This is a genomic window from Azospirillum sp., assembly GCF_035627195.1.
GTDB lineage: Bacteria > Pseudomonadota > Alphaproteobacteria > Azospirillales > Azospirillaceae > Azospirillum.
Window position 1 is genome coordinate 1 of the sequence record NZ_DASPMG010000202.1, and the last position, 26,697, is coordinate 26,697.

A 26,697-nucleotide genomic window follows, 5' to 3' on the forward strand; every position below is an offset into this window, starting at 1 on the left:
AGATCAACTCCGGCGACCCCGTGTCGATCGCCGAGGTGGTGCGCGACCTGTACCGCGGCACCGACCAGTCCGACCAGTCCTACAGCGAGCGCCAGATCTACCAGGCGGCGCTGGAGCGCCTGGCGCGCGAGCTGGCCGCCGTCGAGAAGATCGACGAGCTGAAGGCCACCGAGCGCCTGGAGCAGGTCCTCAAGAAGGCCGCCTGATCATCCATCCTCAGGCGCGCTCTGGAAAGGGCGGTCCCGCAAGGGGCCGCCCTTTTGGTTTGGGCGGTCACAGCGTGCCGAACTCTTCCGCCACGCTCGGCCCTTCGGCGTTGAAGCTGATCCACAGTTCCATGGTGCGGTCCATGCGCGCCCGCATGTCGTCGCAGGGGCAGCGCTCCTCCGCGCCCGCGAACGCCGCCTCGGGCTGTGTGGCGGAACGCTTACGACCTGTCGCATCCATGCGCCTTCTCCCGACGTTGCCTCAGAGGCTATGCGTGTGGCACTGGCGACGTCAACGCGCGCCCGGCAACGGCCCCATCGGTCAGCGATAGGGGGCCACCGATGCACACAGATGGACACAGATTTTGTCAGATGCCTGCCGTTGCCGCAGGTCGGCACCCCATCGGCATTCATCTGTGTCTATCTGTGTTCATCTGTGGCTGAACATCCCCTCTGTCCGGCGCCCCTCCCGCAAGGCGCCGGAACGCCTCCGCCTTCCGGAGCACGCGGCCGTCCCTTTTCACCTTTCCACCCGCACGGGCACCGCATAGAGTGTTCGGCGGAATCCCAACCGCGCCGACCATGCCCGATCACGCATCGACCAACCCGCAGAAGTTCGTCGACCTCGGCCGTCCCCGGCGCATCTGGGCGCTGGCTTCCCTGCACGCCCAGCCCGACCACCTGCACGCGATGCACGAGGTGATCGGCGCCCGCTTCCAGCCCGGCGACCGGCTCGTCTACCTGGGCAACCTGATCGGCCGCGGGCCGCGCGTGGTGGAGACGGTGGACGCGCTGCTGGACTTCCGCCGGGCGCTGCTGTCCATGCGCGGCATGCTGGCCGAGGACATCGTGTACCTGCGCGGCGGGCAGGAGGAGATGTGGCAGAAGCTTTTGCAGCTGCACTTCGCCCCCAACCCGCGCGAGGTGCTGGAGTGGATGCTGCGCCAGGGCGTGGAGGCGACGCTGGCCGCCTATGGCGGCGTGGCCGAGCAGGGCATGGCGGCGGCGCGCGGCGGCACCATGGCGCTGAGCCGCTGGACGCAGGCGCTGCGCGCGGCCGTGCAGGCGCACCCCGGTCACGAAAAATTGTTCAGCTCGCTGAAGCGCGCGGCCTACACCGGCAACCCGGCGGGTAATCCGGCGGGCGAGGCCGGCGGCGTGCTGTTCGTCAACGCCGGCATCGATCCGGCGCGGCCCTTCGGCCACCAGGGCGACAGCTTCTGGTGGGGGGGCGCCGCGTTCTCGCGCATCGACGCGCCCTACGGCGGATTCCGCCGCGTCGTGCGCGGCTACGACCCGGCGCGCGGCGGCGCGCGGGTGGAGGATTTCACCGCCACGCTGGACGCCGGCTGCGGCCAGGGCGGGCCGCTGGTGTGCGGCGTCCTGGCGCCTTCGGGCGAGATCCTGGAGCTGTTCCAGGTCTGATCGCGCTCCATATCTTATCCGGCGGATCTTATCCGCTGGATCTTGTCCGGTGGCGCCCGCGCCCCGCGGCGGTTAATCCGTCCGCCCCAACCATCCGCCCATCATTTCCGCCCACCGCGGTGATCCGTTCCCGTGCCGTTTGCGTATCACGTGCAACGGGGCGGGAAAACGGCTGTTGTCCTTCCAGAACACCCGACGTTCGTGGAGCAGGACACAAGGCCGGCGAGACGGGAAGGAAGGGATACGGATGGCATATATCGACGATCCCGAGACTCAGAGAGCCAACCTGAGTTTCATCAAGGCCTCGATGCGCGAACCGCTGCTGTCGCGCGATCACGAATTCGACCTGGCGCGGAAATGGCGCGAGGACGGGGACGAGCGTTCCCTGCACGAGCTGGTCCGCGCCTACACCCGGCTCGTCGTTGCCACCGCCGCCCGCTTCCGCAACTACGGCCTGCCCATGGGCGACCTGGTGCAGGAGGGCAACGTCGGCCTGATGCAGGCCGCCAGCCGCTTCGAGCCGGACCGCGAGGTGCGCTTCTCCACCTACGCGGCGTGGTGGATCCGGTCGGCCATGCAGGACTACATCCTGCGCAACTGGTCGATCGTGCGCACCGGCACGACGGCGGCGCAGAAGTCGCTGTTCTTCAACCTGCGCCGCCTGCGCGCGCGCATCGAGAACGCCAGCCAGGCGAACGGCCTGACCAAGGAAGGCCGCGAATGGATCGCGACCGAGCTGCAGGTCGACGTCACCGAGGTGGAGGCGATGGAGATGCGGCTGGCGGCCACCGACCAGTCGCTGAACTCGCCGGTCGCCGACGGCTCCGACGAGGACTGGCAGGACTTCCTGGCCGACCAGCGGCCGAGCCCGGAAGACGTCGTCATCGGCATGCGCGACAGCAACACCCGCTCCCAGTGGCTGGCCGAGGCGCTGGGCGAGCTGTCCCCGCGCGAGCGCACCATCATCCAGGAGCGCCGCCTGCGCGAGGAAGGCGCCACGCTGGAAGAACTGGGCCGCGAGCTGGGCGTCAGCAAGGAGCGCGTGCGCCAGCTGGAGCACCGCGCCATGCTGAAGCTGCGCCAGTCCATGCTGAAGCGCGTCGAGGGCTACGAGGACCTGCTGGTCGAGGCGTGACGGGCCGACGTTGGGTTTTCGCTGCGCTCAACCCAACCTACGGGCGCATCCGTAGGTTGGGTTGAGCCGCAGGCGAAAACCCAACGCCCTTCCTCCAACGCCCTTTCAGCCTCGTTACGCTCCCGAAACTTCCCGCGCCGCGTCCGCTCCCACGTCCATCCGCCAGACTTCCGTCGTGTCTCCCCGCCCGCGCAGGCTGTAGCGGCCTATGGCGTGCATGGCGCCCTGCGTGCCCAAGTCGGCGTGCCGCGCGGTGGCGGCGCTGGCCAGCACGATCACCTCGCTGTCGCCCTGCAGGCCGGACGCCAGCTCCTCGATGCGGGCGGCGACGTTCACCGTGTCGCCGACGATCGTGTAGTTGATGCGGCTGGCCGAGCCGATGTTGCCCACCACCACGGGGCCGGTGTGCAGCGCGATGCGCACGCGGATCGGCGCCAGACCGGCCGCCGCGCGGCGGCGGTTGTCGGCGTGCAGGACGCGGGCGATGGCGTGCGCGGCGCGCAGCGCGCGGGCGGCGTGGTCCGCCTGCTCCTCCGGCGCGCCCCAGAAGGCCATGATGCTGTCGCCGATGAACTTGTCGACGGTGCCGTCCTCCACCTCGATGCAGGACGCAAGGCGCGTGAAATGGTCGTTCAGCAGCGCCGCCGTGTCCGCCGCGCCTAAGTGCGCGGCGAGGCGCGAGAAGCCGCGGATGTCGGTGAACATCACCGTCACCTCCCGCTCCTCCGAGCCCAGGCCGGCGTCGCCGCCGCGCCGGTGCATCAGGCGCAGCACCAGCGCCTTGGGCACGTAGGTCTCGAACCAGCGCAGGCCGGCCACCATGGCGTTGAAGGCCGCCGCCGCGCGGCCGAGTTCCTCCAGGCGCGAGTCCGGCAGCTCCGTCACCTCGCGGAACTCGAAGGCGCGCACGCGGTCGGCCGCGTCGGCCAGCAGCTTGACCTGCCGGCTGATGCGCCGCCCGACCACCAGCGCCGCCGTCACCGAAACCAGCAGGATGCCCAGGCCGGCCAGCGCGGTGGTGTACAGCCGCTCGACCTCGGCGCCGGCCTGATCGGCGGGCAGCGCGATGCCCACCGTCCACTCCTGCCGCCCATAGCCGGCCATGCCGCGCAGCAGGACCAGCATGTCGTCGCCGCCGACCGGCACCATGCGCACCTCCGTGCGCTTGCGCAGGCTCTCCATCGCGCGGCCCTTGGCCCACAGGGCGGTCAGCGCGGGGTCGTCCACCTGGTCGGTGCGCGGCAGCGGCACGCGGTCGCCGTTGCCCGAGAAGTCGAAGCGCAGGGTGGCCAGCGACGGGTGCGCCAGCACGTGGGCGCGGTCGTAGAGCACGAAGGCGTTCAGCCCCTGCTCCACGTAGAGGTTCGACAGGAAGCGCGACAGGTCGCCCAGCGACACCGCCACCGCCACCTGCCCCAGGTAGCGGCCCTGCCGCCGCACCGGGTGGAACAGCGCCAGATAGCTGGTGCCCGCCTCCTGCGACCACAGCGGCTCGGCCCAGCGCGGCGCCGTGCGTTCGGCGCCGTCCAGCGCTTCAGGCGGCAGGTCCTTGGCGCCGCGCAGGTCGACGGCGTGCACCGTCAGCGCGGTTTCGTTGCGCCCGACCCGCACGCCGGTGAGGTCCGGCCCGAAGAAGCCCACGCCGGTGACATCCGGCACCGCCGACAGCGCGCCGCGCAGCGTGTCGCCCAGGCGCGCGCGGTCCGCGGGATCCAGGTCGCCGCGCTCGATCAGGCCGGCGATGGTCTTCGCCATGTCGTTGGCGGGGTCGAGCTGGTGGCGCACCCGCACCTCCACCCCGGCCAGCGCCAGATCCGCCTTGTCGTTGAGCAGCGTCAGCGTGTTGCGGCCGGCGCTGACGAGGCCCAGCACCAGCACGCTCGCCACCGCCGCCAGCATCAGCGCGCCGAAGCCGGCCACCAGCACCGCCGCGATCGGCAGGCGGAGGCGGCGGCGCCGCGTGGCCGGGGCGGGCGCGGCTTCGGATGCGGCGGGCTCGGACATGCCGGGCAGCCTAGCCACGCACGCCGCCCCCGTCCACCGCCCAGCGCCCGCCGCCGCAGGATTGTTTCAGGCCGGCTCGCCTGACCGGGCGCCGCGTTCCGCCGTTGGTGGCACCACCCACCCCGATCGATTTCTCCCACGACCGTAATCCGCATGCTGAATTGAGGTGCAACCGGATCCCCGCAATCTTTGCACGCAAAGAACGCCACCATGCGGGTTCCAGACCATGCAGTACCATTTCGGAAGCGCGCTCGACGATACGCTGACCGGCGGCGTTGAGAACGACCTGATGTACGGCTATGCCGGCCACGATGACTTGCGCGGCGGGGCCGGCGACGACACGCTGGACGGCGGCGAGGGCGGCGACCGGCTGGACGGCGGCGACGGCGACGACCGCCTCGCCGCCTATGGCCCCGACACGGCGCTGATCGGCGGGGACGGCAACGACACGGTGGAGGTCGCGACGTCCGACACGGTCGACCTGACCGGCGCCACCACCAGCGGCGTCGAGCGCCTGGAGATGACCGGCGGCGGCTACCACGAGGTGCGGCTGACCGCCGAGCAGCTGGCCGGCATCGGGGAGGTCACCGGCGGCGCCGGCCTGGACCTGCTGATCGTGGAGGGCGACGCGGACCTGGGCGGCGTGAGCATCGCCGGCGTGGAGAAGCTGGTCTTCCTCAGCGGCAACCCCGACCTGCGGGGTGCGGCGCTGGACGGCGTGGAGACGATCGAGGCGACGACGCCCAACACCACGCTGGTCCTGGACGACACGCAGCTGGCCGGCCTGTCCACCATCACCATGGACCCGGACACCGACGGCGCCGAGCATCCGGACGAGGTCGAGATCCACGTCACCGGGACCGGCGGCACCATCGATTTCGGCCACATCGCCCTGCAGGGCGTGGAAGGGGCGCGCCTCATCGGCTCGGCCGGCAACGACGTGCTGATCGGCGCCGCCGGCCTGGACGGGCGCGTGACGATCGACGGCGGCGACGGCGACGACACGCTGCGCGGCGCCGCCATCATGCGCGGCCAGGGCGGCGACGACGTGTTCGAGATCGACGTGTTCGAGATCGCGGCCGGCACCGCCGACACCAGCGTCGACTTCGCGCTGGGCGACGTGATCCGCATCGACGGGCTGACCCTGTCCGGCCCGGTCACCGCGGGCGACGGATCGGCCCTGTTGGAGGGGCAGGTGCAGCTGCGCACCGATGGGGGCCTGTCGTACTTGGAGATCGGCACCGATTCCACGCCCGGCGCCGACATGCAGGTGGCGCTGAACGGCGCCTTCGAGGCCGGCCGCTTCGCGGTGTCCGGCGGCGACATCACCTACACGCCCCCGCCGCCCCCGCCCGCGTCCAGCAACGGCGATGACGGCGGGAACGGCGGCGGCGACGCCCCGCCCGTTGCCGCCGGCCCCATCCTGGGTTCCCCCATGGGCGAGATCATGGCCGCCGGGGTGGACGACGACACGCTGTATGCCGGCGAGGGCGACGACACGGTGATGGGCGGCCTGGGCGCCGACATGCTGTACGGCAACCAGGGTGCCGACGTGATCTACGGCAACATCGGGTCCGACACGATCTTCGGCGGACAGGACACCGACACGCTGTTCGGCGGGCAGGACGCCGATGCGCTGTTCGGCAATCTGGCCAGCGACGTGCTGTACGGCAACCTGGGCGCCGACAGCCTGTTCGGCGGCCAGGGGGACGACACGCTGTTCGGCGGGCAAGGCGACGATGTGATCGCCGGCAACCTGGGCAACGACGTTCTGGCCGGCAACCTGGGCGCCGACACCTTCGCCTTCGCGCCGGGCGGCGGGGCGGACGTGGTGAGCGACTTCCACGCCGACCAGGGCGACCGGCTGCAGATCGCCGCCGGCATGACCTGGACGGTCAGCGTCGGGGCCACCGGTGCGGTGGTGTCCTTCGGCAACGGCGACCAGGTGACCCTGGCCGGCATCAACGCCCAGGACGTGCAGGTGAGTTGGTTCGTGACGGCGTAGGGCGCCCATTGATCCCTCCCCTGCCGCCGGCGCTACGTGATGCACACATCATGGCGGACGCTGAAAAAGCCCTTCTCCCCTTGAGGGAGAAGGGTTGGGATGAGGGGTCATTACCGCCGGAAGGCGGGAAGAGAGTCATTCTTCCGCCCTGCCGGGCGTAACCACCCTCACCCCAACCCCTCTCCCCTCAAGGGAGAGGGGCTTTTTTCTTCGCTACATCAACATATTAGCGTCCTCTAGAAGATGTGTGCATCACGTAGCACCTCCGGCGGGGGAGGGAAGCCAGTGGAACTGGCAGGGTGGGGGCCAGTTGCTGGCGAGGATCAGCGACCTCCAGGTTGCCAATCGGCGTGGGCTCCCAAATTCATCGGAGCACGTATACACTGGACCGCTGAACGAGAAAGGTCCTATGGAACCGCGCGTGCTGGACGGAAGAGAAACGGAAGCAGAAGCTCGGACCGCCTTGCGTCAGGCCGTCGAGGAAGCTGATGATTGTTCCGAAAGCCTGGACGTCGAGGATGTATTCTCCGACATACGGAAGATGCTGACGGAAATGTATGGCCTGACGAGGTAGAGACCAGCGAGCGGTCCGTAGGTTGGGTTGAGCGCCAGTGAAAACCCAACGCCTTGGCATTGCGGACACGTTGGGTTTTCGCCTGCGGCTCAACCCAACCTACGGGTCTTTCACCGAAGCTGGGGCACCGGCAATCCCTTCTGATCTTTCAATCTTCTGATCTTCGTGTTTTTGATCAGCCCCCTTCCCGCCAGCCGATGCGCCGCTGATCCTCGCCAACAACTGGCCCCCACCCTCCCACGCTTCGCGTGGGTCCCTCCACGGTCGCTCGCAAGTCTCGCGACCGCGTTTCGCCTACGATCGCTTTCAGCGCTCGTTGCCTACGGCACCGGCTCAACGCCCCCGCCGGAGCGAGGGAGGGGTTTGTGTCCTACCCCCGCACCCGCGCCGGGTTGCCGACCACGGTGGCGCCGGGGGGGACGTCGCGGGTGACGACGCTGCCGGCGCCGATCACGGCGTCGTCGCCGACCGTGACGCCGGGCAAGATGATGGCGCCGCCGCCGATCCAGACGTTGGCACCGATGCGCACCGGCTTGCCGCTCTCGTAGCCGGCGCGGCGGAGCGCCGGGTCGCGCGGGTGGTCGGCGGTGTAGATCTGCACGGCCGGGCCGATCTGGCAAAGATCGCCGATCTCGATCCCGACGACGTCCAGGAACACGCAGTTGAAGTTGACGAACACCCCGCTGCCCAGGCGGATGTTGAAGCCGTAGTCGCAGAAGAACGGCGGGCGGATGACCGTGTTCTCGCCGACGGACGCCAGCAGTTCGCGCAGCAGCGCGGCGCGGTCGGCGTCGATGCCGCCGCTGTTGTAGGCGTCCAGCAGCCGGTGGGCGCGCCGCTGGTCGGCCGCGATCTCCGGGCCGACGGCGCGGTACAGCTCACCGGCCAGCATCTTCTCCTTTTCCGATCGTTCGGCCATGCGTCCTCCTCCTGCCTACCGGGCGAGGAGGCCCCGCAGCCGGTACAGTTCCTCCAAGGCCTGGCGCGGCGTCAGGTCGTCGGGGTTGACGGCGCGCAAAGCCTCCTCAACAGGCGACGGCGCCGCCGGTGCCGGGGTCGCCGTGGCGGCCGGCGCCGGGGCGGGGCGCTTCAGCGCGGCGCTGAACAGCGGCAGGTCCTCGGCAAGGCGCAGGATGGCGGCGTTCTGCTCGCCGGATTCGAGGATGGTCAGCACCTCCTCGGCGCGGCCCACCACCGCGCCGGGCAGGCCGGCCAGCTTGGCGACGTGGATGCCGTAGCTGCGGTCGGCGGAGCCCGCCGCCACCTCGTGCAGGAAGACCACGTCGCCCTGCCATTCCTTGATGCGCATGGTGTGGCAGCTGAGCGCCGGCAGCTTGGAGGCCAGCATCGTCAGCTCGTGGTAGTGCGTGGCGAACAGCGCGCGGCAGCGGTTGACGTCGTGCAGGTGCTCCACGCACGCCCAGGCGATGGACAACCCGTCGAAGGTGGCGGTGCCGCGCCCGATTTCGTCCAGGATGACCAGCGCGCGCGGGCCGGCCTGATTGAGGATGGCCGCCGTCTCCACCATCTCCACCATGAAGGTGGAGCGGCCGCGGGCGAGGTCGTCGGCCGCACCCACGCGGCTGAACAGCCGGTCGACCACGCCGATGTGCGCCTGATCGGCGGGCACGAAGCTGCCCATCTGCGCCAGCACGGCGATCAGCGCGTTCTGCCGCAGGTACGTCGACTTACCGGCCATGTTCGGGCCGGTCAGCAGCCACAGCCGGTTGTCCGGGGCGAGGTCGCAGTCGTTGGCGACGAAGGGGCCGCTGTTGGCCCCCTCCAGCACCGCCTCCACCACCGGATGGCGGCCGCCCCGGATGTCGAAGGCGAGGCTGTCGTCCACCACCGGGCGGCTGTAGCGCCGCTCCGCCGCCAGTTCGCCCAGCGACAGCGACACATCGAGTGCCGCCAGCGAGCGCGCGGCCGTGGCGATGCGGTCGGCCTGGTCGGCGACCAGGGCCACCAGCTCCTCGAACAGCTGCATCTCGACGGCCAGCGCCTTGTCGGCGGCCTCGGAGATGCGGCGTTCCAGGTCCGACAGCTCGACCGTGCCGAAGCGCACCGCGTTCGCCATGGTCTGGCGGTGCATGAACATCTCGCGGTTCTTGCCGGACAGCAGCTTGTCGGCGTGCGTCGCCGTGACCTCGATATGATAGCCAAGGACGTTGTTGTGCTTGACCTTCAGCGCCGGGACGCCGGCCAGATCGGCGTACTTGGCCTGCAGCCCGGCGATCAGGCGCCGGCTCTCGTCGCGCAGCGTGACCAGCTCGTCCAGCGTGTAGGAGTAGCCGGGGGCGATGAAGCCGCCGTCGCGGGCCAGCAGCGGCAGGTCGGGCGACAGCGCCTGCCCCAGCCGGTCCACCAGCTCGTGATGCTCGCCCAGGCCGCGCGCCACGGCGGCCAGCCCGTCGGGCAGCGGGGAGAGCGTGCCGCCAGCGGTGAGCAGCATGCGCGCCTCCATGGCGCGGGCGAGGCCGTCGCGCACGGCCGCCACGTCGCGCGGGCCGCCGCGGCCCAGCGTCAGGCGGGAGAGGGCGCGTTCCAGGTCCGGGCAGCGCTTCAGCACCTCGCGCGCGTCGGCGCGCAGACGCTCCTCCGTCAGGGCGAATTCCACCATGTCCAGGCGCTTGGCCACCGCCGCCGGGTCGGTCAGCGGGGCGGACAGGTGGGCGGCCAGCAGGCGCGCACCGGGGCCGGTCACCGTGCGGTCGATGGTGGCCAGCAGGCTGCCGCGCCGCTCCCCCGTCAGGGTGCGGGTCAGTTCCAGGTTGCGGCGGGTGGCGGCGTCGATCTCCATGACGGCGCCGGGGCCGACGCGGCGCGGGTGGGCGATGCGCGGCAGGCGGCCCTTCTGCGTCAGCTCGACGTAGGCGACCAGCGCGCCGGCCGCCGCGACCTCCGCCCGGCCGAAGGAACCGAAGGCGTCCAGCGTGCCGACGCCGTACAAATCCAGCAGGCGCTGCCGGCCGTTTTCCGAGTCGAAGCGCGGGTTGGGCTGGACGGTCAGCCGCTCCTTCCACTCGGCCCACAGCTCGAACAGGTCGGGGGCCTGGGTCAGGCGTTCGGGGGCCAGCACCTCCTGCGGGTCGAGGCGGGTCAGCGCCGCGGCGAGGCCCGCGCGCTCCACCGGCTGCACCACCAGCTCGCCCGTGGACAGCTCCAGCCACGCCAGGCCCAGGGTGCCGGCCACTTCCGTGACCGCGGCCAGCCAGTTGGAGGAGCGGGCGTCGAGCAGCGAATCCTCGGTCAGCGTGCCCGGCGTGACGATGCGGATGACGCCGCGCTTCACCACCGACTTGGCGCCGCGCTTCTTCGCCTCCGCCGGGTCCTCCATCTGCTCGCAGATGGCGACGCGGAAGCCCTGGCGGATCAGGCGCTGAAGGTAGTTCTCGTGGCTGTGGACGGGGACGCCGCACATGGGGATGTCCTCGCCCAGGTGCTGGCCGCGCTTGGTCAGCGCGATGTCCAGCGCGCGCGCCGCGTTCACCGCGTCGTCGAAGAACATCTCGTAGAAATCGCCCATCCGGTAGAACAGCAGGCAGTCGGGGTGCGCCTGCTTGATCTCCAGGTACTGCGCCATCATCGGCGTGGCGTTTTCGGGAACGGCGAGGGCGGTGTCGGACACGGGCGGGCGCTCGAAGGTCTATCGGGGTATGTCGGGGTGGCGACCCTAGCATGGGATGGGCGCTGGCGCACCGGCCCTGCGGTCCGCTAGAATCGGTGTCCTGAAACTCGGGAGGGAACGGCCATGACGCAAGCGCCGGAGAGCGGAACCTCGCAGGACATCAGCGAAGTGGTCGCCGTGTTCGAGACGCGCGCCGCGTTCGACCAGGCGGTGGCGGAGCTGCTGGCCCAGGGCTTCGCGCGCGAGGACATCAGCGTGCTGGCCAGCCACACCTCGCTCGACGCCGCCCAGCCGGCGCCGCCGCGCGACGAGGCGCTGACCGGGCTGGTGGGGGAGATGAAGTACGCCTTCCCGCTGACCACCGCCGGCCTGATCGCCATCGTCGGCGGGCCGATCACCGCGCCGCTGGCCGCCCTGGTGGCCGCTGGCATCGGCGGCGCCGCCATCAAGGAATACCTGGACGAGCTGACCAGCCACCCGGAGCCCGACGAGTTCGCCAACGCGCTGGAGGCCGGCGGCGTGATCCTGTGGGTGCGGGTGCCCGACCCGGCGGCGGAGCGCACGGCCGGCACCATCCTGGAACGCTGCGGCGGCAAGAACGTCCACCTCGCCGTGCGCGAGGCTTAGGCGGGCATCTCCTGCCGCAAGGCGCGCGCGGCGACGGCCAGGGGGTCCTCGCCGGGCGCGCAGGGGTTGGCCAGCACCGCCTCCGGCACGTGGGATGCCACGTAGTCGGCCAGCGAGTCGTGCATGGGGATGATCATGCCGATGCGGGTCAGCGTCGCCACCTTCTTCACCTGCCCGTCGGCCACCACCAGCGCCAGCGCCTTGCCGGCCGCCGCCGCCTCGCCGTTGATCACCAGCAGCATGCCCACACCGGCGGAATCGATGAAGTCCAGCCGCGACAGGTCGATGACGCAGCGGCGGTCGGGGCCCTGCTTGATGTCGGCGATGAGATCGCGCACCCCGTCGCCGTCCTGGCCGGTGAAGCGGCCGGTGACGTCGATCCGGGCGAAATGCCGCTCGCTGGTCTTACGGTAGAACACGCCACCTCCCGATCGATGCCCCGCGCCCATGATCCGCGCCCATGCCCCCACGCAGAGTGCGTGATTCCGTCCGCCGCCGCAACGGCGCACATGGCCTTTGGTCATGCCGTCGCACCCACCCTTCGGCGGAGGCCGCCCGGCCATAGGGCGGGGTGTGGATACCGACTTTCGTTTTCCCCAGAATCTGGGGGTAACTCTGTGGGCGAATCTGTGCGTGCCCGTCCCGACTCGCTGTGACCGTGGGGGATCGGGAAGGTTTGCACAAAATTTAGGCCGCGCGTGAAGCGACGGGAGTCCAGCGTTTTCGCGGGTTTCGGCTCGAAAACCGCCCCCGTACGTAACGGAATGGTCACACCAGGCCTGTCAAGCCCGCACGCGCCGGCGATGTGCAAAACTCTCCGGATCCCGAGTCGCGGTGCCCATCCTAAGGTGATCGCTTGACGGCCGCCCGCGCCGGATCTAAAACCGGCGGCACGTGGTGATTTGGTCGACCGGCTTGCGGGCCACGTAAAACAATCCGCTAAAAAGGTCCGAGCCGCGTCCGCGCCTCGACCCAACGGTCGGGGCGTTTTTGTTGTCCGGGTCGCCCCACCCGGACCGAAGGAGACGGCGACATGACGCGCACCACTCACCGCACCCCAAACGTGGCGAACCTCCGCCCCCGCTCCAAGCTGGTGCACGGCGGCACCCGCCGCTCCGGCTTCGACGAGACGTCGGAGGCGCTGTTCCTCACCTCGGGCTACGTCTACGGCTCGGCCGAGGAGGCGGAGCAGGCCTTCCTCAACGACGGGCAGCGCCACGTCTACTCGCGCTTCCGCAACCCGACCTCGGCCATGTTCGAGGACCGGCTGGCGGCGTACGAGGGGGCGGAGTGGGCCTACGCCACCACCACCGGCATGGCCGCCGTGTTCGCCGCGCTGATGTGCCACCTGAAGGCCGGCGACCGCATCGTGGCGCCGTGGGGCCTGTTCGGTTCGTGCCTGCACATCGTCAAGAACCTCTGTCCGCGCTACGGCGTCGAGCCGGTGCTGGTCGACGGCGCCGACCTGTCGCAGTGGGAGGAGGCGCTGTCCAAGCCGACCGCCGCGGTGTTCCTGGAGACGCCGTCCAACCCCTGCCTGGAGATCGTCGACCTGAAGGCGGTGTGCGACCTGGCGCACAAGGCTGGGGCCAAGGTGGTGGTCGACAACGCCTTCGCCACGCCGGTGCTGCAGCGCCCGCTGGAGATCGGCGCCGACGTCGTCGTCTATTCCGCCACCAAGCACATCGACGGCCAGGGCCGCTGCCTGGGCGGCATCATCCTGACCGACGCCAAGTTCGGGTCGGAGGTCGTGCACCCCTTCCTGCGCCACACCGGCCCGACCATCAGCCCGTTCAACGCCTGGGTCCTGCTGAAGGGGCTGGAGACGCTGGAACTGCGCGTCGGCGCCCAGGGTGCCGCCGCCGCCACGGTGGCCGAGTACCTGGAGGGGCACCCGAAGGTCGCCCGCGCCCTCTACCCGACGCTGGCCAGCCACCCGCAGCACGATCTGGCGCGCCGGCAGATGACCGGCGGCGGCACCATGGTGTCGTTCCACGTGAAGGGCGGCAAGGACGGGGGCGGCAAGGACGAGGCGTTCCGCCTGATGAACGCGCTGGAGATGGTGCTGATCTCCAACAACCTGGGCGATTCCAAGAGCCTGATCACCCACCCCTGGACCACTACGCACGGCCGCATCCCGGAGGACGAGAAGCGCCGCGCCGGCATCACCCCCAGCCTGATCCGCCTGTCGGTCGGCCTGGAGGACCCGCAGGACATCATCGACGACCTGGAGCGGGCACTGCTGTCCGTGTAGCCGCGGATCGTGTAAAGGAACCCCCGCGCCGGCCGGCCCGTTGTCGGTGGGCCTTCCGCACCGCAACGAGGACACCGGACATGACGGCTCGCGCAGCACGAACCAGGGGCCGCCGCCGGCACGCCGCCATCTCGCCGATGGCGGTGGTCGGCACGCTGATGCGCACGGCGAGCCAGCACGGCGAGATGGGCATCGCCGCCGCGCGCACCATCGGCTACCGCACCGCCATGATGGCCGGCGTGCTGCACGACCCGCGCGAGCTGACCAACCCCGAGTTCGTGCTGATGGGCACGGAGAAGGTGGAGGCGGCGGCCAAGGCCGCGCACGCCTTCGCCCTGGGGCTGGCCGACCTGCAGGACGCCTGGGTCAGCCTGTGCACGCTGCCGGTCCGCACGCTGCAGGCCGTGGCCACGGGCGGCTTCGACTGGCAGCGGGCACCCCTGGAGCTGTGGAGTTTGCAGACCCGCATCGTCGAGGACACCATGGCGGCCAGCATGCGCTTCGCCCAGTCGGCCGCCAGCCTGGCCGGCGCCGGCCTCGCCCCCATCCACCGCACCGCCAGCGCCAACGCCCGGCGGCTGGAGCGCCGGCACGGGCGCTGAGCCCCAGGGGAATGGCCCGTAGGTTGGGTTGAGTTCTCACCGGCGAGCGCGCCGACCCGCAGCGGGATGAAACGAGGGCAAAGCCCCTCTCCCCTCGCGGGAGAGGGGTTGGGGAGAGGGGGATTACCGGCGGCAGCCGGGACAAGACTCTCTTCCGCCCTGCCGGGCGTAACCACCCTCTCCCCAACCCCTCCCCCGTCAAGGGGGAGGGGCTATGAGGAGCGCCTGCCTCTTGTTTCTTCTTAGGCGAAGCCGAAAACCCAACATGCTTGCGGCGGGAAGACGTTGGGTTTTCGCTGGCGCTCAACCCAACCTACGGGCGCGTGCGCCCTGCGGGGAAAGCGACTATAGTCGGGCGTTCCGCCGCCAAGGTTCGAAAGCATGCTCTCCCCCCGCGACACCGCCGTCACCGCCGCCCCGCCGGACATCCCCAACAAGCGCGCCATCATCTCGCGCCGCAAGCTGGTGGGGGAGTTGGAGGCGCTGGTCGACACGCACGGCACCGGCGACGCGCTGCGCCCGCACCTGATCGCCTGCCTGCGCGCCGCGCTGAACGCCGGCCGCGCCGAGGTGCGCGCCCGCTTCGAGGCCGGCGCCACGGGCGAGGAGTGCGTGCAGCAGAACTGCTACCTGGCCGACCGGCTGATCGTCTCGCTGGCCGATTTCACCATCCTGCACATCTTCCCCAGCGCCAGCCCGACCACCGGCGAGCAGTTCGACATCGCCGCCACCGGCGGCTACGGCCGGGGCGAACTGGCGCCGTCGTCCGACATCGACCTCCTGTTCCTGTTACCCTACAAGCGCACGCCGCGCGTGGAGCAGGTGGTGGAGTACATGCTCTACGTCCTGTGGGACTTGGGCATCAAGGTGGGCCACGCGGTGCGCAGCGTGGACGAGTGCATCCGCCAGTCGAAGGCCGACATCACCATCCGCACGGCGGTGCTGGAGTCGCGCTACCTGTGGGGGCCGCGCGCGCTGTTCCAGGACCTGAAGAAGCGCTTCGACAAGGAGGTGGTGGCCGGCACCGGCCCCGCCTTCGTCGAGGCCAAGCTGGCCGAGCGCGACAACCGCCACCTGAAGCTGGGCGACAGCCGCTATGTGCTGGAGCCCAACCTGAAGGACGGCAAGGGCGGCCTGCGCGACCTGCAGACGCTGTTCTGGATCGCCAAGTACCTCTACCGCGTCGACGAGGTGGCGGAACTGGTCGCCAAGGGCGTGCTGCTGCCGGAGGAGGCGCAGCGCTTCGCCAAGGCGCAGAACTTCCTGTGGACGGCGCGCTGCCACCTGCACTACCTGACGGGCCGCATGGAGGACCGCCTGACCTTCGACGTGCAGTCGGAGATCGGGGCGCGCATGGGCTACACGGAACACGCCGGCACCAAGGGCGTCGAGCGGTTCATGAAGCACTATTTCCTGGTCGCCAAGGACGTGGGCGACCTGACGCGCATCTTCTGCGCGGCACTGGAGGCCGAGTCGAAGCGACCGCCCAAGTTCAACATCATGCGGCTGGCCGCACTCGCCCGGCGCAAGGACATCGAGGGCTTCGTCGTCGACGGCGAGCGGCTGAACGTCCGCCACGACAAGCAGTTCAAGGAACAGCCGATCGACATGATCCGGCTGTTCCACGTGGCCCAGCAGAACGACGTCGACATCCACCCCAACGCGCTGAAGGCGATCACCCGATCCCTGTCGGCGCTGGGGGCCAAGGTGCGCAACGACCCGGAGGCCAACCGGCTGTTCCTGGAGATGCTGACCGGCCCCAAGGACCCGGAGATCACGCTGCGCCGCATGAACGAGGCGGGCGTGCTGAGCCGCTTCCTGCCCGACTTCGGGCGCGTCGTGGCGCAGATGCAGTACGACATGTACCACGTGTACACCGTGGACGAGCACACGCTGTTCGCCATCGGCATCCTGCACAAGATCGAGCAGGGCGAGCTGAAGGACGAGCTGCCGCTGAGCACCGAGGTGATCCACAAGGTGGTCTCCAAGCGGGCGCTGTACGTCTCGGTCCTGCTGCACGACATCGCCAAGGGGCGCGGCGGCGACCATTCGGTGCTGGGTGCGCGCGTGGCGGAGAAGCTGTGCCCGCGCCTGGGCCTGACGGCCGAGGAGACGGAGACGGTGGCGTGGCTGGTGCGCTGGCACCTCGCCATGTCGCAGGTGGCGTTCAAGCGCGACCTGGAGGACGAAAAGACGGTGCGCGACTTCGTGGCGCTGGTGCAGTCGCTGGAACGGCTGCGCCTGCTGCTGGTGCTGACCGTCGCCGACATCCGCGCCGTCGGCCCGCAGCGCTGGAACAACTGGAAGGCCACGCTGCTGCGCGAGCTGTTCAACCGGTCCGAAGAGCTGATGTCCGGCGGCCTGACGACCGAAGGGCGCGGCCGGCGCATCACCATCGCGCAGGAGGCCCTGCGGGACGAGTTGAAGGCCGACTTCACCCCGGCCGAGTTCGACGCGCACCTGGCGCTGGGCTACCCCGCCTACTGGCTGGCCTTCGACACCGACACGCTGGCCCACCACGCCCGCCTCGTGCGCGACGCCGAGCGGGAGGACCGCGGGCTGACCGTCGACACCCGCATCGACCGCGGGCGCGCCATCACCGAGGTGACGATCTACACCACCGACCACCACGGTCTGTTCTCCCGCCTTGCCGGGGCGCTGGCCGCCTGCGGGGCGGACATCGTGGACGCGAAGATCTTCACCATGACCAACGGCATGGCGCTGGACGTCTTCTCGGTGCAGGACGCGGTGGCCGGCGGCGCCTTCGAGGGCGGCGACAAGATCGCGCGGCTGGCGGTGACCATCGAGCAGGTGCTGGGCGGGCAGCTGAAGACCCTGCGCGAGCTGGGCAACCGCCGCACGACGCTGACCAGCCGCACGCGCGTCTTCCACGTGCCGCCGCGCGTGCTGATCGACAACGCCGCCTCCACCACCCACACGGTGATCGAGGTGAACGGCCGCGACCGGCCGGGGCTGCTGTACGACCTGACGCGGGCGCTGTCGAACGTCGCCTTGCAGATCTCGTCGGCGAAGATCTCGACCTACGGCGAGAAGGCGATCGACGTCTTCTACGTCAAGGACGTCTTCGGGCTGAAGGTGTCGCACGAGGGCAAGCTGGCGCAGATCCGCGAACGCCTGCTGCACGCGCTCGCCGACCCGGCCGGCGAACCGCCGGCCCCGCCCCGCGAGAAAACGGCGCCGCGCCGGCGCCGGCCCGTGGACGCGGCGGATTGAGGCGTTTTGCCCCCTCCCTAACCCTCCCCCGCCAAGGGCGGTGGAGGGGACTGCCGCCGCTTCGGCACTTACCCCTCCACCTCGAAGAGGGGGAGGGTGCCCGGAGCGCAGCGGAGGGCGGGAGGGGGCAATGGACGCCCCGCCCTCACTCCGTCTCCGGCACGGGCAGCACGTCGTCGGCGAAGGTGTAGCCGTCCATGCGCGGCGTGATGCGCAGGCCGCGGCGGGTGGCCCAGACGTTGATGGAGTGGAACAGCGGCACCACCGCCACATCGCCCACGGCGATCGCCGCCGCCTCCCGCAGCAGCCCTTCGCGGGCACCCTCGTCCACGGTGCGCAGCGCCTTGTCGATCAGCGCGTCGACCTGCGGGTTGGAGTACTGGCCGCGGTTGGACACGCCGGCCCCGGTGACGGAATCGCGCGTGGTGACCAGCCAGTGCATGATGTTGGACGCCTCGCCGGTGTCGGCGTTCAGCCCGGCGAAGAAGGCGCTGAACTCCATGCGCGAGGCGCGGGCGAAGAAATCGGCGGCCGGCAGCGCCTCCACCCGCGTGACGATGCCCACCTGGGAGAGCATCAGCGCCATGCTCTTGGCCAGCGCGGTGTCGTTGACGTAGCGGTTGTTGGGCGCGTGCAGGGTGAGCGCGAAGCCGTTCGGCCAGCCGGCCTCGGCCAGCAGCTGTTCCGCCCCCCTGGGGTCGTAGGGCTCGGGCCGCAGGCCGGGGTGGTGGCCGGACAGCCCCTCCGGCACGAACTGGCCGGCGGGGATCGCCTGCCCTTCCATCCCGGCGATCACCAGATTGACGCGGTTGATCGCCTTGGACACGGCGCGCCGCACGCGCGGGTCGCGCAGCGGGTTGCGGTCCAGCGGCCTGCCGGCGCGGTCGGTGACGAAGGGGGAGCGGTCGCGCCCGCTGTCCAGCATCAGGTAGAACAGCCGCAGCGAGGGCCGGCTGAACAGGTGGACATGGCTGTCGACGCCCAGGCGCGACACGTCGGACGGCGGCACCTGCTCGATCACGTCCAGCGTGCCGGTCAGCAGGGCGGCGATGCGCTGCGCGCTCTTGGGCACGATGCGGATCTCCACCGCGTCCCAGTTCGGCCGGCCGCCCCAGTAGGCGGCGCCGGCCTCCAGCTCGATCCGGTCGCCGCGCGTCCAGTGCACGAAGCGGAACGGGCCGCTGCCGACCATCGCCGTCCCGGCGTCGAAGTCGGCGCGCGTCGCCGCCTCGAACCGGGCGGGGATGACGGCGAGTGCGCGCAGCTTGTTGGGCAGGACCGAGTCGGGGCGCGTGGTGCGGACGCGGAAGGTCCGCTCGTCCACCACCGTCAGCTCGGCCACCGTGGTCAGGTTGACCGAGAAGGGCAGCGGGCTGTCGGTGACGCGGCCGGCGCGGCGCAGGCTGGCCACCGCGTCCTCCGCCGTGACCGGCCGGCCGTCGTGGAAGGCGGCGCCGGGGCGCAGGCGGAACTCCCACGTCAGCGGGTCCAGCGCCCGCCAGCTTTCCGCAAGGCCGGGGCGCGGGCGCTGGTGGTCGTCGGTGTCGACCAGCGCGTCGAAGACGTGCATCGCCACCGTGTTGTTGGGACCCAGGATGTGGTGGTGCGGGTCCAGCGTCGTCACGTCGCCGCCCAGCCCGATGGTCAGGCGCGCGGCCGCCACGGGCAGGCTGGCGAGCAGCGCCAGCGCCAGCAGCATCCCCCCGGCCATCCACCGAACCACACCGCGCATCACGCCACGCCCGCCTGCCCGCCTGCCCGCTTGTCTATGACCGCACACGATCAATTCGATACCTTAACAAAAGATCGGACGCGAGTCGCGGATGACGCGAGGGATGGTCATACCAGGAGCGTTGCGCGGCAGCCGTGCCCCGCGATACCCTTAGGGCCTGAACGACGCGACGTTCCCGCCACCCTCAGTTGGATTCAGCCGGCGATGACCCTCGGCACGCTTCTCGGGCAGTTCCTCGTGGCCGCCTCCATCACGGCGCCCGGACTGGTGTCGTTCCACATGCTGCGCGTCGAGCAGCGGCCGCGCGCGCTGGCGGCCGGTGGCGGGCTGCTCTTCTCCATCCTGTGGGCGGGTGTGGTGGGGCTGATCGTCACCATCACCACCGACACGGCGATCCCCGGCCCGGTGTGGGCGGCGCTGCTGACCGGGCTTCTGCTGGTGGAGGCGTTCCTGGCCCCGGCGGACCGCACGGCGTGAGGCGCCGCCGTCAATAAAAGCCGTCAATAAAACAGGATGTTCGTCACGGCGATGCGCACCCGGCCATCGGCGTCGGGGCCGTCGGCGTCGGGGCCGTCGGCGTCGGGCGGAAGCGCGCCCAGGCGGATGTGCGCCCGCCGGTGCCCGGCGGCGAGGTCGTTCAGCGCGCCGACCCCATGCTCCGCATGCAGGCGGCGCAGCGGGTGGCTGGCGACGGGCAGCGCGTAGGGCGCCTCGGCCGCGTCGGTGAAGCGGCAGACGGCGCCGTGCGGCGTGTCCGCGAAGACCATCTGGGCGCCGGCCCGCACCTCCACCGCGCCCAGGGACGGGCAGTCGTCGCCGGCCATGACGTGGCTGGCGTCGCGCAGCGCGGCGCCGAACAGGGCGGCCACCGACGGCGACTCGCTGGGCCGCAGGGCGGCCAGCAGCGGGTAGCGCCCCAGCGTGCCGATCAGTTCCGGCACCGCGGCCACGGCCACGTCCTCGCGCGCGAAGGGCAGCCCGCGCGCCACCGCCGTTTCCGCCGCATCCGCCGTCTTCAGGCGGACGACGTTCCCCATCTCGAACAGATGCGGGCCGGCCAGTTCCTCCGGCCAGCCGGTGCCGGGGGGCGCCAGACGCGGGCGCAGCATCCGCCGCTCCTCCGCGCACCAGCCCGCCACGCAGATCTCCCCAGGAAGATCGGCCACGTCTGTGATGATGAGGCCTATTACTTTCACCCCTAAGCTTCTCGTGCAATGGAGCCTTCAGGACTCCATCGTACGACACTCGGAGCATTTCGCCAATATTGGCGCTTTACATATTATGGTATGAGGGGGACGGCGCGGGACCGGGCCGTCAGCGGCCCGAGGCCGGCCCCAGCAGGGAGCGGATGGTCTCCACCACGGCGTCCGGGGCGAACGGCTTGCGCAGGACGACCAGCCGTCCCGGCTCCGTCACCGGCAGGCTTTCGCTGTATCCGGTCATCACCACGATGGGCAGTTCCGGGCGTTGCGCACGGATGCGGCCAATCAGCGCAATGCCGTCCAGGCGCGGCATCCGCAGGTCGGTGAGCAGCAGGTCGGCGGGGTCACGCCGCTCGGCCTCCAGGGCCTCCAGGCCGTTGTGCGTCACCGTGACCCGATAGCCGGCCTCCTCCAGGATGTCGGCAACGGTGGTCGCGACGAGGATCTCGTCGTCGGCCACGATCACATGCACATGCGCAGACACGATAAGTCACCCAGTGACGCAAACGTCACGTCGGTACGTAGCCCATCCGGCCCGCAAAATCCAGCATCCACTTTTCATAAGTCGTTCCGGCCGATGCCGGCGCCGTTGGGCAGACGATCATTTCCGGCGGCAAGGAAACGCAACACGCGCGCGTGTCACGACAACTGCCGCCGGGGGCTTAATCCGGGGTTTTGCCGAGGCAATCGTTCAGGGCGCCGATCAGCTCGCGCATGGTGAAGGGCTTGGCGAGCACCGCGTCGGCGCCCATGGTGCGCGCGACCTCCAGCAGGTCGACGTTGTTGACGCGCGCGCCGCCGGAAATGGCGATCACCTTGACGCCGGGGCTGAGCTGGCGGAGCTGGATGATGGTCTCGATGCCTTCCTGGCCGGGCATCAGGATGTCGGTGAGGACGATGTCGGCCGGGCTCTCGGCCTGCATGGCGACACCCTTGCGGCCGTCGCTGGCCTCCGTCACCTCATAGCCCGCGACTTCCAGCATCTGGCACAGCGTCAGCCGCACCATGTCCTCGTCGTCGATCACCAGAACCTTGGTCATGAACCGGCCCCACAGTCCGCCTGGGCGCCATAGGCAGGGCAAGACGGTATGGAGTCAAGTCGCATTCCGGCGACGCCGGGGCCGTGACGTTTGGCCTCAGGCGCCCACGGCATCCGCCTGTGTGCCGGCGACCGGTTCCGGGTCCAGCAGCGGCAGGTGGATGATGAACCGGGTGCCCTGGCCCGGCGCGCTCTCCACCGCGACGGCGCCGTCGTGCGCGGTGACGATGCTGTGCACCACGGCCAGCCCGATGCCGGTCCCCTCGCCCACCGGCTTGGTGGTGAAGAACGGCTCGAAGATGCGGGCGCGGGTCTCCTCGCTCATGCCCCCGCCGGTGTCGCGCACGCTGAGCCGGGCGTAGCGGCGGCCGGCGTCCAGGGTGGCCGGCAACTCGCCGTCCGGTTCGCCGTCCGCCGGGCCCAGCGTGATGGTCAGCTCGCCCCCCTTCGGCATCATGGCGTAGGCAGCGTTGGAGGTGAGGTTGAGCAGGATCTGCTGCACCTCGCCGTCCTCGCAGGCGGTCCACAGCTCGGCGGCGGCGATCTCCTCGCGCACCACGACGGGGGACGGGATCACCGTGCGGATGATGCGCAGCGCCTCGTTCACCGCGCGGCGCAGCGGCCAGGCGGCACCGCTCTGCGGGCTGTAGCGGCTGAAGGTGAGGATGCGGCGCACCAGCTGGCGGGCGCGGTCGGCCGCCTCCATGGCGATCTGCAGGTTGCGCCGGGGCCGCGAGTCCTCGGGCAGCTGCATCATGGTCAGCTCGACCAGCCCGATCATGGGGACGAGCATGTTGTTGAACTCGTGCGCCATGCCGCCGGCCAGCTGGCCCACCGCCTCCATGCGCTGCGACATCTCCAGCGCCTTCTCGGTGGTGCGCTGGCGCTCGGCCGCGCGCTTTCGCTCGGTGATGTCGAAGGCGAGGCCGTCCCACACGATCTCCCCCGCCGCGCGGCGGCGCGGCTGCGACACGCTGTGCAGCCAGCGCGTCTCGCCGGCAATGGTGACGCCGCGGAACTCGATGTCGGCGGCGCTCATGGTGCGCGCCGACTCGGCAAGGCAGGCGCTCACCCGCTCGCGGTCCTCGGGGTGGATGAACTGCTTGAAGCGGTCCGGGTCGCCGGTCAGCGAGTCCGGGTCCAGGCCGAAGATGGTGCGGAAGCCCTCGCTGGCGTATTCGTAGCGGATGGTCCCGTCGGTGCGCTGCACGCGGCGGAACACCAGCCCCGGCAGGTTGCGCACCAGGGCGCGGAACCGCTCCTCCGAGTCGAGCAGCGCCGATTCGGTGCGGCGGCGTTCCGTCACGTCCTCGATCAGGCTCATCAGGCCGATGACGCGGCCGGCGTCGTCGCGCACCGGCACGGCCGACAGCATCAGGTCGACCAGCCGGCCGTCCTTGCGCCGGCGCACCACCTCCAGTTCGCGCAGGGTCTGGCCACGCATCACCAGATCGACCAGCCGGGCGCGCACCGGCTCGTCGTCCGCCGGCACGAAGGGCAGCGGGCCGCCCAGCACCTCGTCGGCGCGCCAGCCGAAGATCTGCTCCGCCGCCCCTTCCCACAGCAGCACCCGCCCGCCCTGGTCGATGACCACGACGGCCAGCGGGATGGCGCGCAGCAGCGCGCGGTTCAGCGCGTTGATCTCCTTCAGCGCGGCCTCGGTCAGCTTCAGCGCGGTGATGTCGGTGCGCAGGCTGACGATGCCGCCGTCGCTGGTGCGCCGCTCGCTGACCAGCAGCCAGCGCCCGTCGGCCAGCCGCCGCTCGCACGGGCTGGCCGGGTCGCGGTGGTGGGCGAGCTGGACGGCGATCCACTCGTCCACCTCCATCCCGCCCAGGTCGTAGTGGCCGCGCGCGACACCGGTGCGCAGCACCTCCTCGAACCGGGCGCCGGGCGCCAGGAGGTCGGCCATGGGCGCGTACAGCTCGCGCAGGCGGCGGTTCCACAGGACGATGCGGTCGTCGCGGTCGAACAGCACGAACCCTTCGGAGATGCTGTCGATGGCGTCCAGCAGGCGGTTCGACGCCTGCTCCGCCTGGGCGCGCAGCGACGCCAGTTCGGTCAGGTCGCCGGCGATGGCGACGTAGCCGATCAGCAGCCCGTCGCGGTCATGCAGGCGCGTCACCGTCACCAGCACCGGGAAGCGGCCGCCGTCGCGGCGGTACCACGTCCATTCCCGCTGCGCCTTGCGGCGGCCCTCCACCGGGGCCACCAGCGCCTCGAAGCCGGACACGTCGCGCCCCAGCGCGGCCCCCAGCTCGGCGGCGCGGCGCGCCACCTCGTCCGGGTCGTGGAAGGCCAGCGGCGTGGCCTTGCCCACCAGCTCGTCCCGGCGGTAGCCCAGCCCGCGCTCCGCCGCCGGGTTGAGGTCGAGGATGGTGCCGTCCACCGCGGTGGCGATCATCATGTGCTCGGCCCCCAGGAAGATCGCGCGCTCCAGCACCTGGAGGCGCTCGCGCTCGGCGATCTCGGCGGCCAGCGCGCGGTCGGCCTCGGCCAGCATGCGGGTGCGCTGCTCGACCCGCTCCTCCAGCCGCTCGTTGGCGGCCTGCAGGTCGCGGAACAGCACCTGGTAGGGGGCGGCCAGCGTGTGCGCCACCGCCGTGCGGTACAGCACGTAGAAGCCCGCCGCCTTCAGCAGGTGCCCGACGACGTGGATGGTCTCCAGGAACGTCGCATAGAGGCAGAACGCCACCTCCGCCGCCGCGGTCAGCGCGAGGTAGAGGATGATGGCGCGCGCCACCGCCTCGCCGATCGCCGCGCGGCGGCGCCAGACGAGCGCCAGGGTGGCGAGCTTCACCGCCACGAACGCCAGCTCGGCCGAAATCTTGAACGGCGTCAGCCCAGTGCCGGGCCGGTAGGCGTCGGGGAAGACCTGGAAGCCGAGGATGGCGGCGATCAGCCCCACCGTCACCGCCGTGAAGGCGAGGAGCGCCCCCGGCCCCTCCAGGCGCCGCGGCGCGCCCAGCGCCGCCGTCAGCAGCGCCCCCGTCTCCACCGCGCGCGCCGACAGCCACAGCTGGCTGGTGACGTTGCCGCCGTCGTCGGGGAACACGCCGACGCCCGGCAGGGTCAGCGCGTGCAGCACGTCGAGGATGCCGACGGACAGGCATGCCACGCCGACCAGCCCGAGGAAACCGTTGTCCGAGAAGGCCCGCGCGTTCCAGGCGACGGCGAAGGCGGCGAACATGATGGCCGCCGCGAACAGCTCGACCAGCGTGTGGAAGGCCAGCCCGCCCTGCCCCGCCGCCAGCACGACGGCGAGGCCCACGGCGGCGAGTGCCCCCGTGGCAAACGGGGCGAGGGCGCGGAGGTCGAGGCGGATGGGCATGGGCGCGGCCGATCGTTCATTCACCAAACCATCATAGGCGTCCCGGCCGGCGGATACGAGAGGATGAAGTGTCCTATGCCCGCATCGCTTGCCCCATCCGCCAGCTTCCCAAGGCGTGGGCGGCCGGGCTATAGCGGGCGGCATGAGCTTCGCGCGATCCGTCGCCACCGTGGGCGGCCTGACCATGCTGAGCCGGCTGGCCGGCTTCGCCCGCGACATCCTGACGGCCGCCGTGCTGGGCGCCGGGCCGGTGGCCGACGCCTTCTTCGTGGCGCTGAAGCTGCCCAACTTCTTCCGCCGCCTGTTCGCCGAGGGCGCCTTCGGCGTCGCCTTCGTGCCGCTGTTCGCCACCCGCCTGCGGCAGGAGGGGCGCGCCGCCGCCCTGGCCTTCGCGGGCGAGGCGCTGGCGGTGCTGCTGGCCGTGCTGATCCCCTTCACCGCGCTGGCGGTGTGGAGCATGCCCTGGCTGATGCACGCGCTGGCCCCCGGCTTCGCCGACGAGCCGGCGAAGTTCGACATGGCCGTCGCCATGGCGCAGCTGACCTTCCCTTACCTGATGCTGGTGTCGCTGGTGGCGCTGCTGGGCGGCGTGCTGAACGCCTTCGACCGCTTCGGCCCCTTCGCCGCCGCCCCCATCGCCTTCAACCTGACGCTGATCGCCGCACTGCTGCTGGCGCCGCGCCTGGGGCTGGAGCCGGGGATGGCCATGGCGGCGGCGGTGACGCTGTCGGGTGTGGTGCAGCTGGTGTGGATGGCCTGGGCCTGCCGGGCGGCGGGGCTGAGCGTGCACGTGCCGCGCCCGCGCCTGACGCCGGCCGTGCGCCGGCTGTTCCGGCTGGTGGCGCCGGGTGCGGTGGGGGCCGGCGTCATGCAGATCAACCTGTTCGTCAACGTGGTGCTGGCCTCCCTCCTGCCCAGCGGGGCGGTGTCGTACCTGTATTACGCGGACCGGCTGAACCAGATGCCGCTGGGCATCATCGGCATCGCCATCGGCACGGCGCTGCTGCCGGTGCTGGCCCGCCATGTCGCCGACGGCGACCACGCGGCCATCCGCCACGACGTCAGCCGGGCGCTGGAGTTCAGCCTTCTGCTGGGCCTGCCGGCAGCCACCGCGCTGGTGGTGGCCGGGCACCCGATCATCGCCGTTCTGTTCGAGCGCGGCGCCTTCGGCGCGGCGGAGACCGCCGCCACCGCCTGGACGCTGGCCGCCTACGCCGTCGGCATCCCCGCCTTCGTGGTGGCGAAGGTGTTCAGCGCCGCCTTCTTCGCCCGCCAGGACACCGACACGCCGGTGCGCGTGGCGGTGGTCGTCACGCTGGCCAACGCGGCGCTGGGCGTGGCGCTGCTGCCGTGGCTGGCGCAGGTGGGGATCGCGCTGGCGACGGGCCTGACGGCGTGGCTGAACCTGGGCCTGCTGGCCCGCGCGCTGCATCGCCAGGGGCACCTGGAGCTGGACGCCCGCGTGCGCCGCCGCGCGCCGCGCATCGTGCTGGCCGCCGTCGGCATGGGCACCGCGCTGGCCGCCGGCAGTGCGGCGCTGGCGCCCTGGCTGGCGGACGGCGCCACGGCGGTGCGTTTCGGCGCCTTGGCGCTGCTGGTCGGGGGAGGCGGCGCGGTGTTCTTCGCCCTGGCGCACGCGCTGGGCGGTGCCGACTTGGCCGACCTGAAGGCGTTCGCGCGGCGGGAGCGGGTGGCGTGA

At 71.0% G+C, this 26,697-nt stretch carries 20 protein-coding genes, 1 pseudogene and 1 riboswitch; of the genes and pseudogenes, 11 read left to right on the forward strand and 10 right to left on the reverse strand.

Translation table 11 applies throughout. The features are described 5' to 3' along the window. Positions 1 to 206 (forward strand): annotated as a pseudogene (locus tag VED21_RS18680) (CarD family transcriptional regulator); the annotation flags it as partial. Between the two features lie 67 nt (positions 207 to 273). Here the strand turns inward: VED21_RS18680 and VED21_RS18685 are convergent. Next, complete coding sequence (locus tag VED21_RS18685; RefSeq protein WP_324884768.1) at positions 274 to 447, reverse strand: hypothetical protein; 174 nt, start codon at positions 445 to 447, stop codon at positions 274 to 276. A gap of 341 nt (positions 448 to 788) precedes the next feature. Between VED21_RS18685 and VED21_RS18690 the strand changes: the two genes are divergently transcribed. Together VED21_RS18690 and VED21_RS18695 are read left to right on the forward strand one after the other, a co-directional pair. Continuing rightward, positions 789 to 1,631, forward strand: coding sequence for a hypothetical protein (locus tag VED21_RS18690; protein WP_324884770.1), 843 nt, complete (start codon positions 789 to 791; stop codon positions 1,629 to 1,631). A gap of 247 nt (positions 1,632 to 1,878) precedes the next feature. Continuing rightward, entirely contained in the window at positions 1,879 to 2,766 is an 888-nt protein-coding gene (locus tag VED21_RS18695) for an RNA polymerase factor sigma-32 (protein ID WP_324884772.1), read from the forward strand. Positions 2,767 to 2,880: 114 nt separating this feature from the next. On the opposite strand, the gene VED21_RS18700 is transcribed toward VED21_RS18695, so the two are convergent. Further along, positions 2,881 to 4,770, reverse strand: coding sequence for an adenylate/guanylate cyclase domain-containing protein (locus tag VED21_RS18700; RefSeq protein ID WP_324884774.1), 1,890 nt, complete (start codon positions 4,768 to 4,770; stop codon positions 2,881 to 2,883). A 226-nt stretch (positions 4,771 to 4,996) separates the two neighbouring features. On the opposite strand from VED21_RS18700, the gene VED21_RS18705 reads away from it, so the two are divergent. After that, positions 4,997 to 6,775, forward strand: a complete 1,779-nt coding sequence (locus tag VED21_RS18705; protein WP_324884776.1) for a calcium-binding protein — start codon at positions 4,997 to 4,999, stop codon at positions 6,773 to 6,775. 409 nt (positions 6,776 to 7,184) lie between these two features. After that, entirely contained in the window at positions 7,185 to 7,349 is a 165-nt protein-coding gene (locus VED21_RS18710) for a hypothetical protein (RefSeq protein WP_324884778.1), read from the forward strand. A gap of 370 nt (positions 7,350 to 7,719) precedes the next feature. Here the strand turns inward: VED21_RS18710 and VED21_RS18715 are convergent, their stop codons facing one another. Both VED21_RS18715 and mutS read right to left on the reverse strand, forming a co-directional pair. Next, the gene (locus VED21_RS18715) at positions 7,720 to 8,268 is read right to left on the reverse strand and encodes a sugar O-acetyltransferase (protein ID WP_324884780.1); all 549 of its coding nucleotides are present in this window, start codon (positions 8,266 to 8,268) and stop codon (positions 7,720 to 7,722) included. 15 nt (positions 8,269 to 8,283) lie between these two features. Continuing rightward, on the reverse strand, positions 8,284 to 10,935 hold the full coding sequence (gene mutS / locus VED21_RS18720) for a DNA mismatch repair protein MutS (protein WP_324884844.1): 2,652 nt from the start codon (positions 10,933 to 10,935) through the stop codon (positions 8,284 to 8,286). A 165-nt stretch (positions 10,936 to 11,100) separates the two neighbouring features. Between mutS and VED21_RS18725 the strand changes: the two genes are divergently transcribed. After that, positions 11,101 to 11,604 carry a hypothetical protein gene (locus VED21_RS18725; protein ID WP_324884782.1) on the forward strand — a complete coding sequence of 168 codons (504 nt, stop codon included), beginning with the start codon at positions 11,101 to 11,103 and terminating at the stop codon, positions 11,602 to 11,604. Here VED21_RS18725 and VED21_RS18730 read toward each other — a convergent pair. Beyond that, positions 11,601 to 12,023: an STAS domain-containing protein gene (locus tag VED21_RS18730; protein ID WP_324884784.1), complete on the reverse strand. Its 423-nt coding sequence runs from the start codon at positions 12,021 to 12,023 to the stop codon at positions 11,601 to 11,603. The two genes, VED21_RS18725 and VED21_RS18730, sit on opposite strands and share 4 nt — an antisense overlap. A gap of 465 nt (positions 12,024 to 12,488) precedes the next feature. Continuing rightward, positions 12,489 to 12,568: riboswitch (SAM riboswitch) on the forward strand. 69 nt (positions 12,569 to 12,637) lie between these two features. Between VED21_RS18730 and metZ the strand changes: the two genes are divergently transcribed. The 3 genes from metZ to VED21_RS18745 all read left to right on the forward strand — a co-directional run bounded on the left by metZ (position 12,638) and on the right by VED21_RS18745 (position 17,694). Then, positions 12,638 to 13,858, forward strand: a complete 1,221-nt coding sequence (gene metZ / locus VED21_RS18735) for an O-succinylhomoserine sulfhydrylase (protein WP_324884786.1) — start codon at positions 12,638 to 12,640, stop codon at positions 13,856 to 13,858. 80 nt (positions 13,859 to 13,938) lie between these two features. Next, positions 13,939 to 14,460, forward strand: a complete 522-nt coding sequence (locus VED21_RS18740) for a phasin family protein (protein ID WP_324884788.1) — start codon at positions 13,939 to 13,941, stop codon at positions 14,458 to 14,460. 381 nt (positions 14,461 to 14,841) lie between these two features. Then, positions 14,842 to 17,694 (forward strand): [protein-PII] uridylyltransferase, encoded by a 2,853-nt coding sequence (locus VED21_RS18745; protein ID WP_324884790.1) that lies wholly within the window; start codon positions 14,842 to 14,844, stop codon positions 17,692 to 17,694. A gap of 145 nt (positions 17,695 to 17,839) precedes the next feature. Here VED21_RS18745 and VED21_RS18750 read toward each other — a convergent pair whose 3' ends face one another. Then, complete coding sequence (locus VED21_RS18750) at positions 17,840 to 19,426, reverse strand: ABC transporter substrate-binding protein (protein WP_324884792.1); 1,587 nt, start codon at positions 19,424 to 19,426, stop codon at positions 17,840 to 17,842. 204 nt (positions 19,427 to 19,630) lie between these two features. On the opposite strand from VED21_RS18750, the gene VED21_RS18755 reads away from it, so the two are divergent. After that, positions 19,631 to 19,903, forward strand: a complete 273-nt coding sequence (locus tag VED21_RS18755) for a hypothetical protein (RefSeq protein ID WP_324884795.1) — start codon at positions 19,631 to 19,633, stop codon at positions 19,901 to 19,903. Between the two features lie 23 nt (positions 19,904 to 19,926). On the opposite strand, the gene VED21_RS18760 is transcribed toward VED21_RS18755, so the two are convergent. The 4 genes from VED21_RS18760 to VED21_RS18775 all read right to left on the reverse strand — a co-directional run bounded on the left by VED21_RS18760 (position 19,927) and on the right by VED21_RS18775 (position 25,022). Beyond that, positions 19,927 to 20,565: a hypothetical protein gene (locus VED21_RS18760; protein WP_324884797.1), complete on the reverse strand. Its 639-nt coding sequence runs from the start codon at positions 20,563 to 20,565 to the stop codon at positions 19,927 to 19,929. A gap of 175 nt (positions 20,566 to 20,740) precedes the next feature. Then, the gene (locus VED21_RS18765; protein ID WP_324884799.1) at positions 20,741 to 21,112 is read right to left on the reverse strand and encodes a response regulator; all 372 of its coding nucleotides are present in this window, start codon (positions 21,110 to 21,112) and stop codon (positions 20,741 to 20,743) included. 178 nt (positions 21,113 to 21,290) lie between these two features. Continuing rightward, on the reverse strand, positions 21,291 to 21,668 hold the full coding sequence (locus tag VED21_RS18770; protein WP_324884801.1) for a response regulator: 378 nt from the start codon (positions 21,666 to 21,668) through the stop codon (positions 21,291 to 21,293). 96 nt (positions 21,669 to 21,764) lie between these two features. Then, positions 21,765 to 25,022, reverse strand: coding sequence for an MASE3 domain-containing protein (locus tag VED21_RS18775; RefSeq protein ID WP_324884803.1), 3,258 nt, complete (start codon positions 25,020 to 25,022; stop codon positions 21,765 to 21,767). Between the two features lie 118 nt (positions 25,023 to 25,140). Between VED21_RS18775 and murJ the strand changes: the two genes are divergently transcribed. Beyond that, positions 25,141 to 26,697, forward strand: a complete 1,557-nt coding sequence (gene murJ, locus VED21_RS18780; RefSeq protein ID WP_324884805.1) for a murein biosynthesis integral membrane protein MurJ — start codon at positions 25,141 to 25,143, stop codon at positions 26,695 to 26,697.

Bases quoted from the DNA above. Each gene is read 5' to 3' on its own strand.
- VED21_RS18685 (WP_324884768.1), bottom strand. From the start codon at position 447: ATGGATGCGACAGGTCGTAAGCGTTCCGCCACACAGCCCGAGGCGGCG.
- VED21_RS18690 (WP_324884770.1), top strand. From the start codon at position 789: ATGCCCGATCACGCATCGACCAACCCGCAGAAGTTCGTCGACCTCGGC.
- VED21_RS18695 (WP_324884772.1), top strand. From the start codon at position 1,879: ATGGCATATATCGACGATCCCGAGACTCAGAGAGCCAACCTGAGTTTC.
- VED21_RS18700 (WP_324884774.1), bottom strand. From the start codon at position 4,770: ATGTCCGAGCCCGCCGCATCCGAAGCCGCGCCCGCCCCGGCCACGCGG.
- VED21_RS18705 (WP_324884776.1), top strand. From the start codon at position 4,997: ATGCAGTACCATTTCGGAAGCGCGCTCGACGATACGCTGACCGGCGGC.
- VED21_RS18710 (WP_324884778.1), top strand. From the start codon at position 7,185: ATGGAACCGCGCGTGCTGGACGGAAGAGAAACGGAAGCAGAAGCTCGG.
- VED21_RS18715 (WP_324884780.1), bottom strand. From the start codon at position 8,268: ATGGCCGAACGATCGGAAAAGGAGAAGATGCTGGCCGGTGAGCTGTAC.
- mutS (WP_324884844.1), bottom strand. From the start codon at position 10,935: ATGATGGCGCAGTACCTGGAGATCAAGCAGGCGCACCCCGACTGCCTG.
- VED21_RS18725 (WP_324884782.1), top strand. From the start codon at position 11,101: ATGACGCAAGCGCCGGAGAGCGGAACCTCGCAGGACATCAGCGAAGTG.
- metZ (WP_324884786.1), top strand. From the start codon at position 12,638: ATGACGCGCACCACTCACCGCACCCCAAACGTGGCGAACCTCCGCCCC.
- VED21_RS18740 (WP_324884788.1), top strand. From the start codon at position 13,939: ATGACGGCTCGCGCAGCACGAACCAGGGGCCGCCGCCGGCACGCCGCC.
- VED21_RS18745 (WP_324884790.1), top strand. From the start codon at position 14,842: ATGCTCTCCCCCCGCGACACCGCCGTCACCGCCGCCCCGCCGGACATC.
- VED21_RS18750 (WP_324884792.1), bottom strand. From the start codon at position 19,426: ATGCGCGGTGTGGTTCGGTGGATGGCCGGGGGGATGCTGCTGGCGCTG.
- VED21_RS18755 (WP_324884795.1), top strand. From the start codon at position 19,631: ATGACCCTCGGCACGCTTCTCGGGCAGTTCCTCGTGGCCGCCTCCATC.
- VED21_RS18770 (WP_324884801.1), bottom strand. From the start codon at position 21,668: ATGACCAAGGTTCTGGTGATCGACGACGAGGACATGGTGCGGCTGACG.
- murJ (WP_324884805.1), top strand. From the start codon at position 25,141: ATGAGCTTCGCGCGATCCGTCGCCACCGTGGGCGGCCTGACCATGCTG.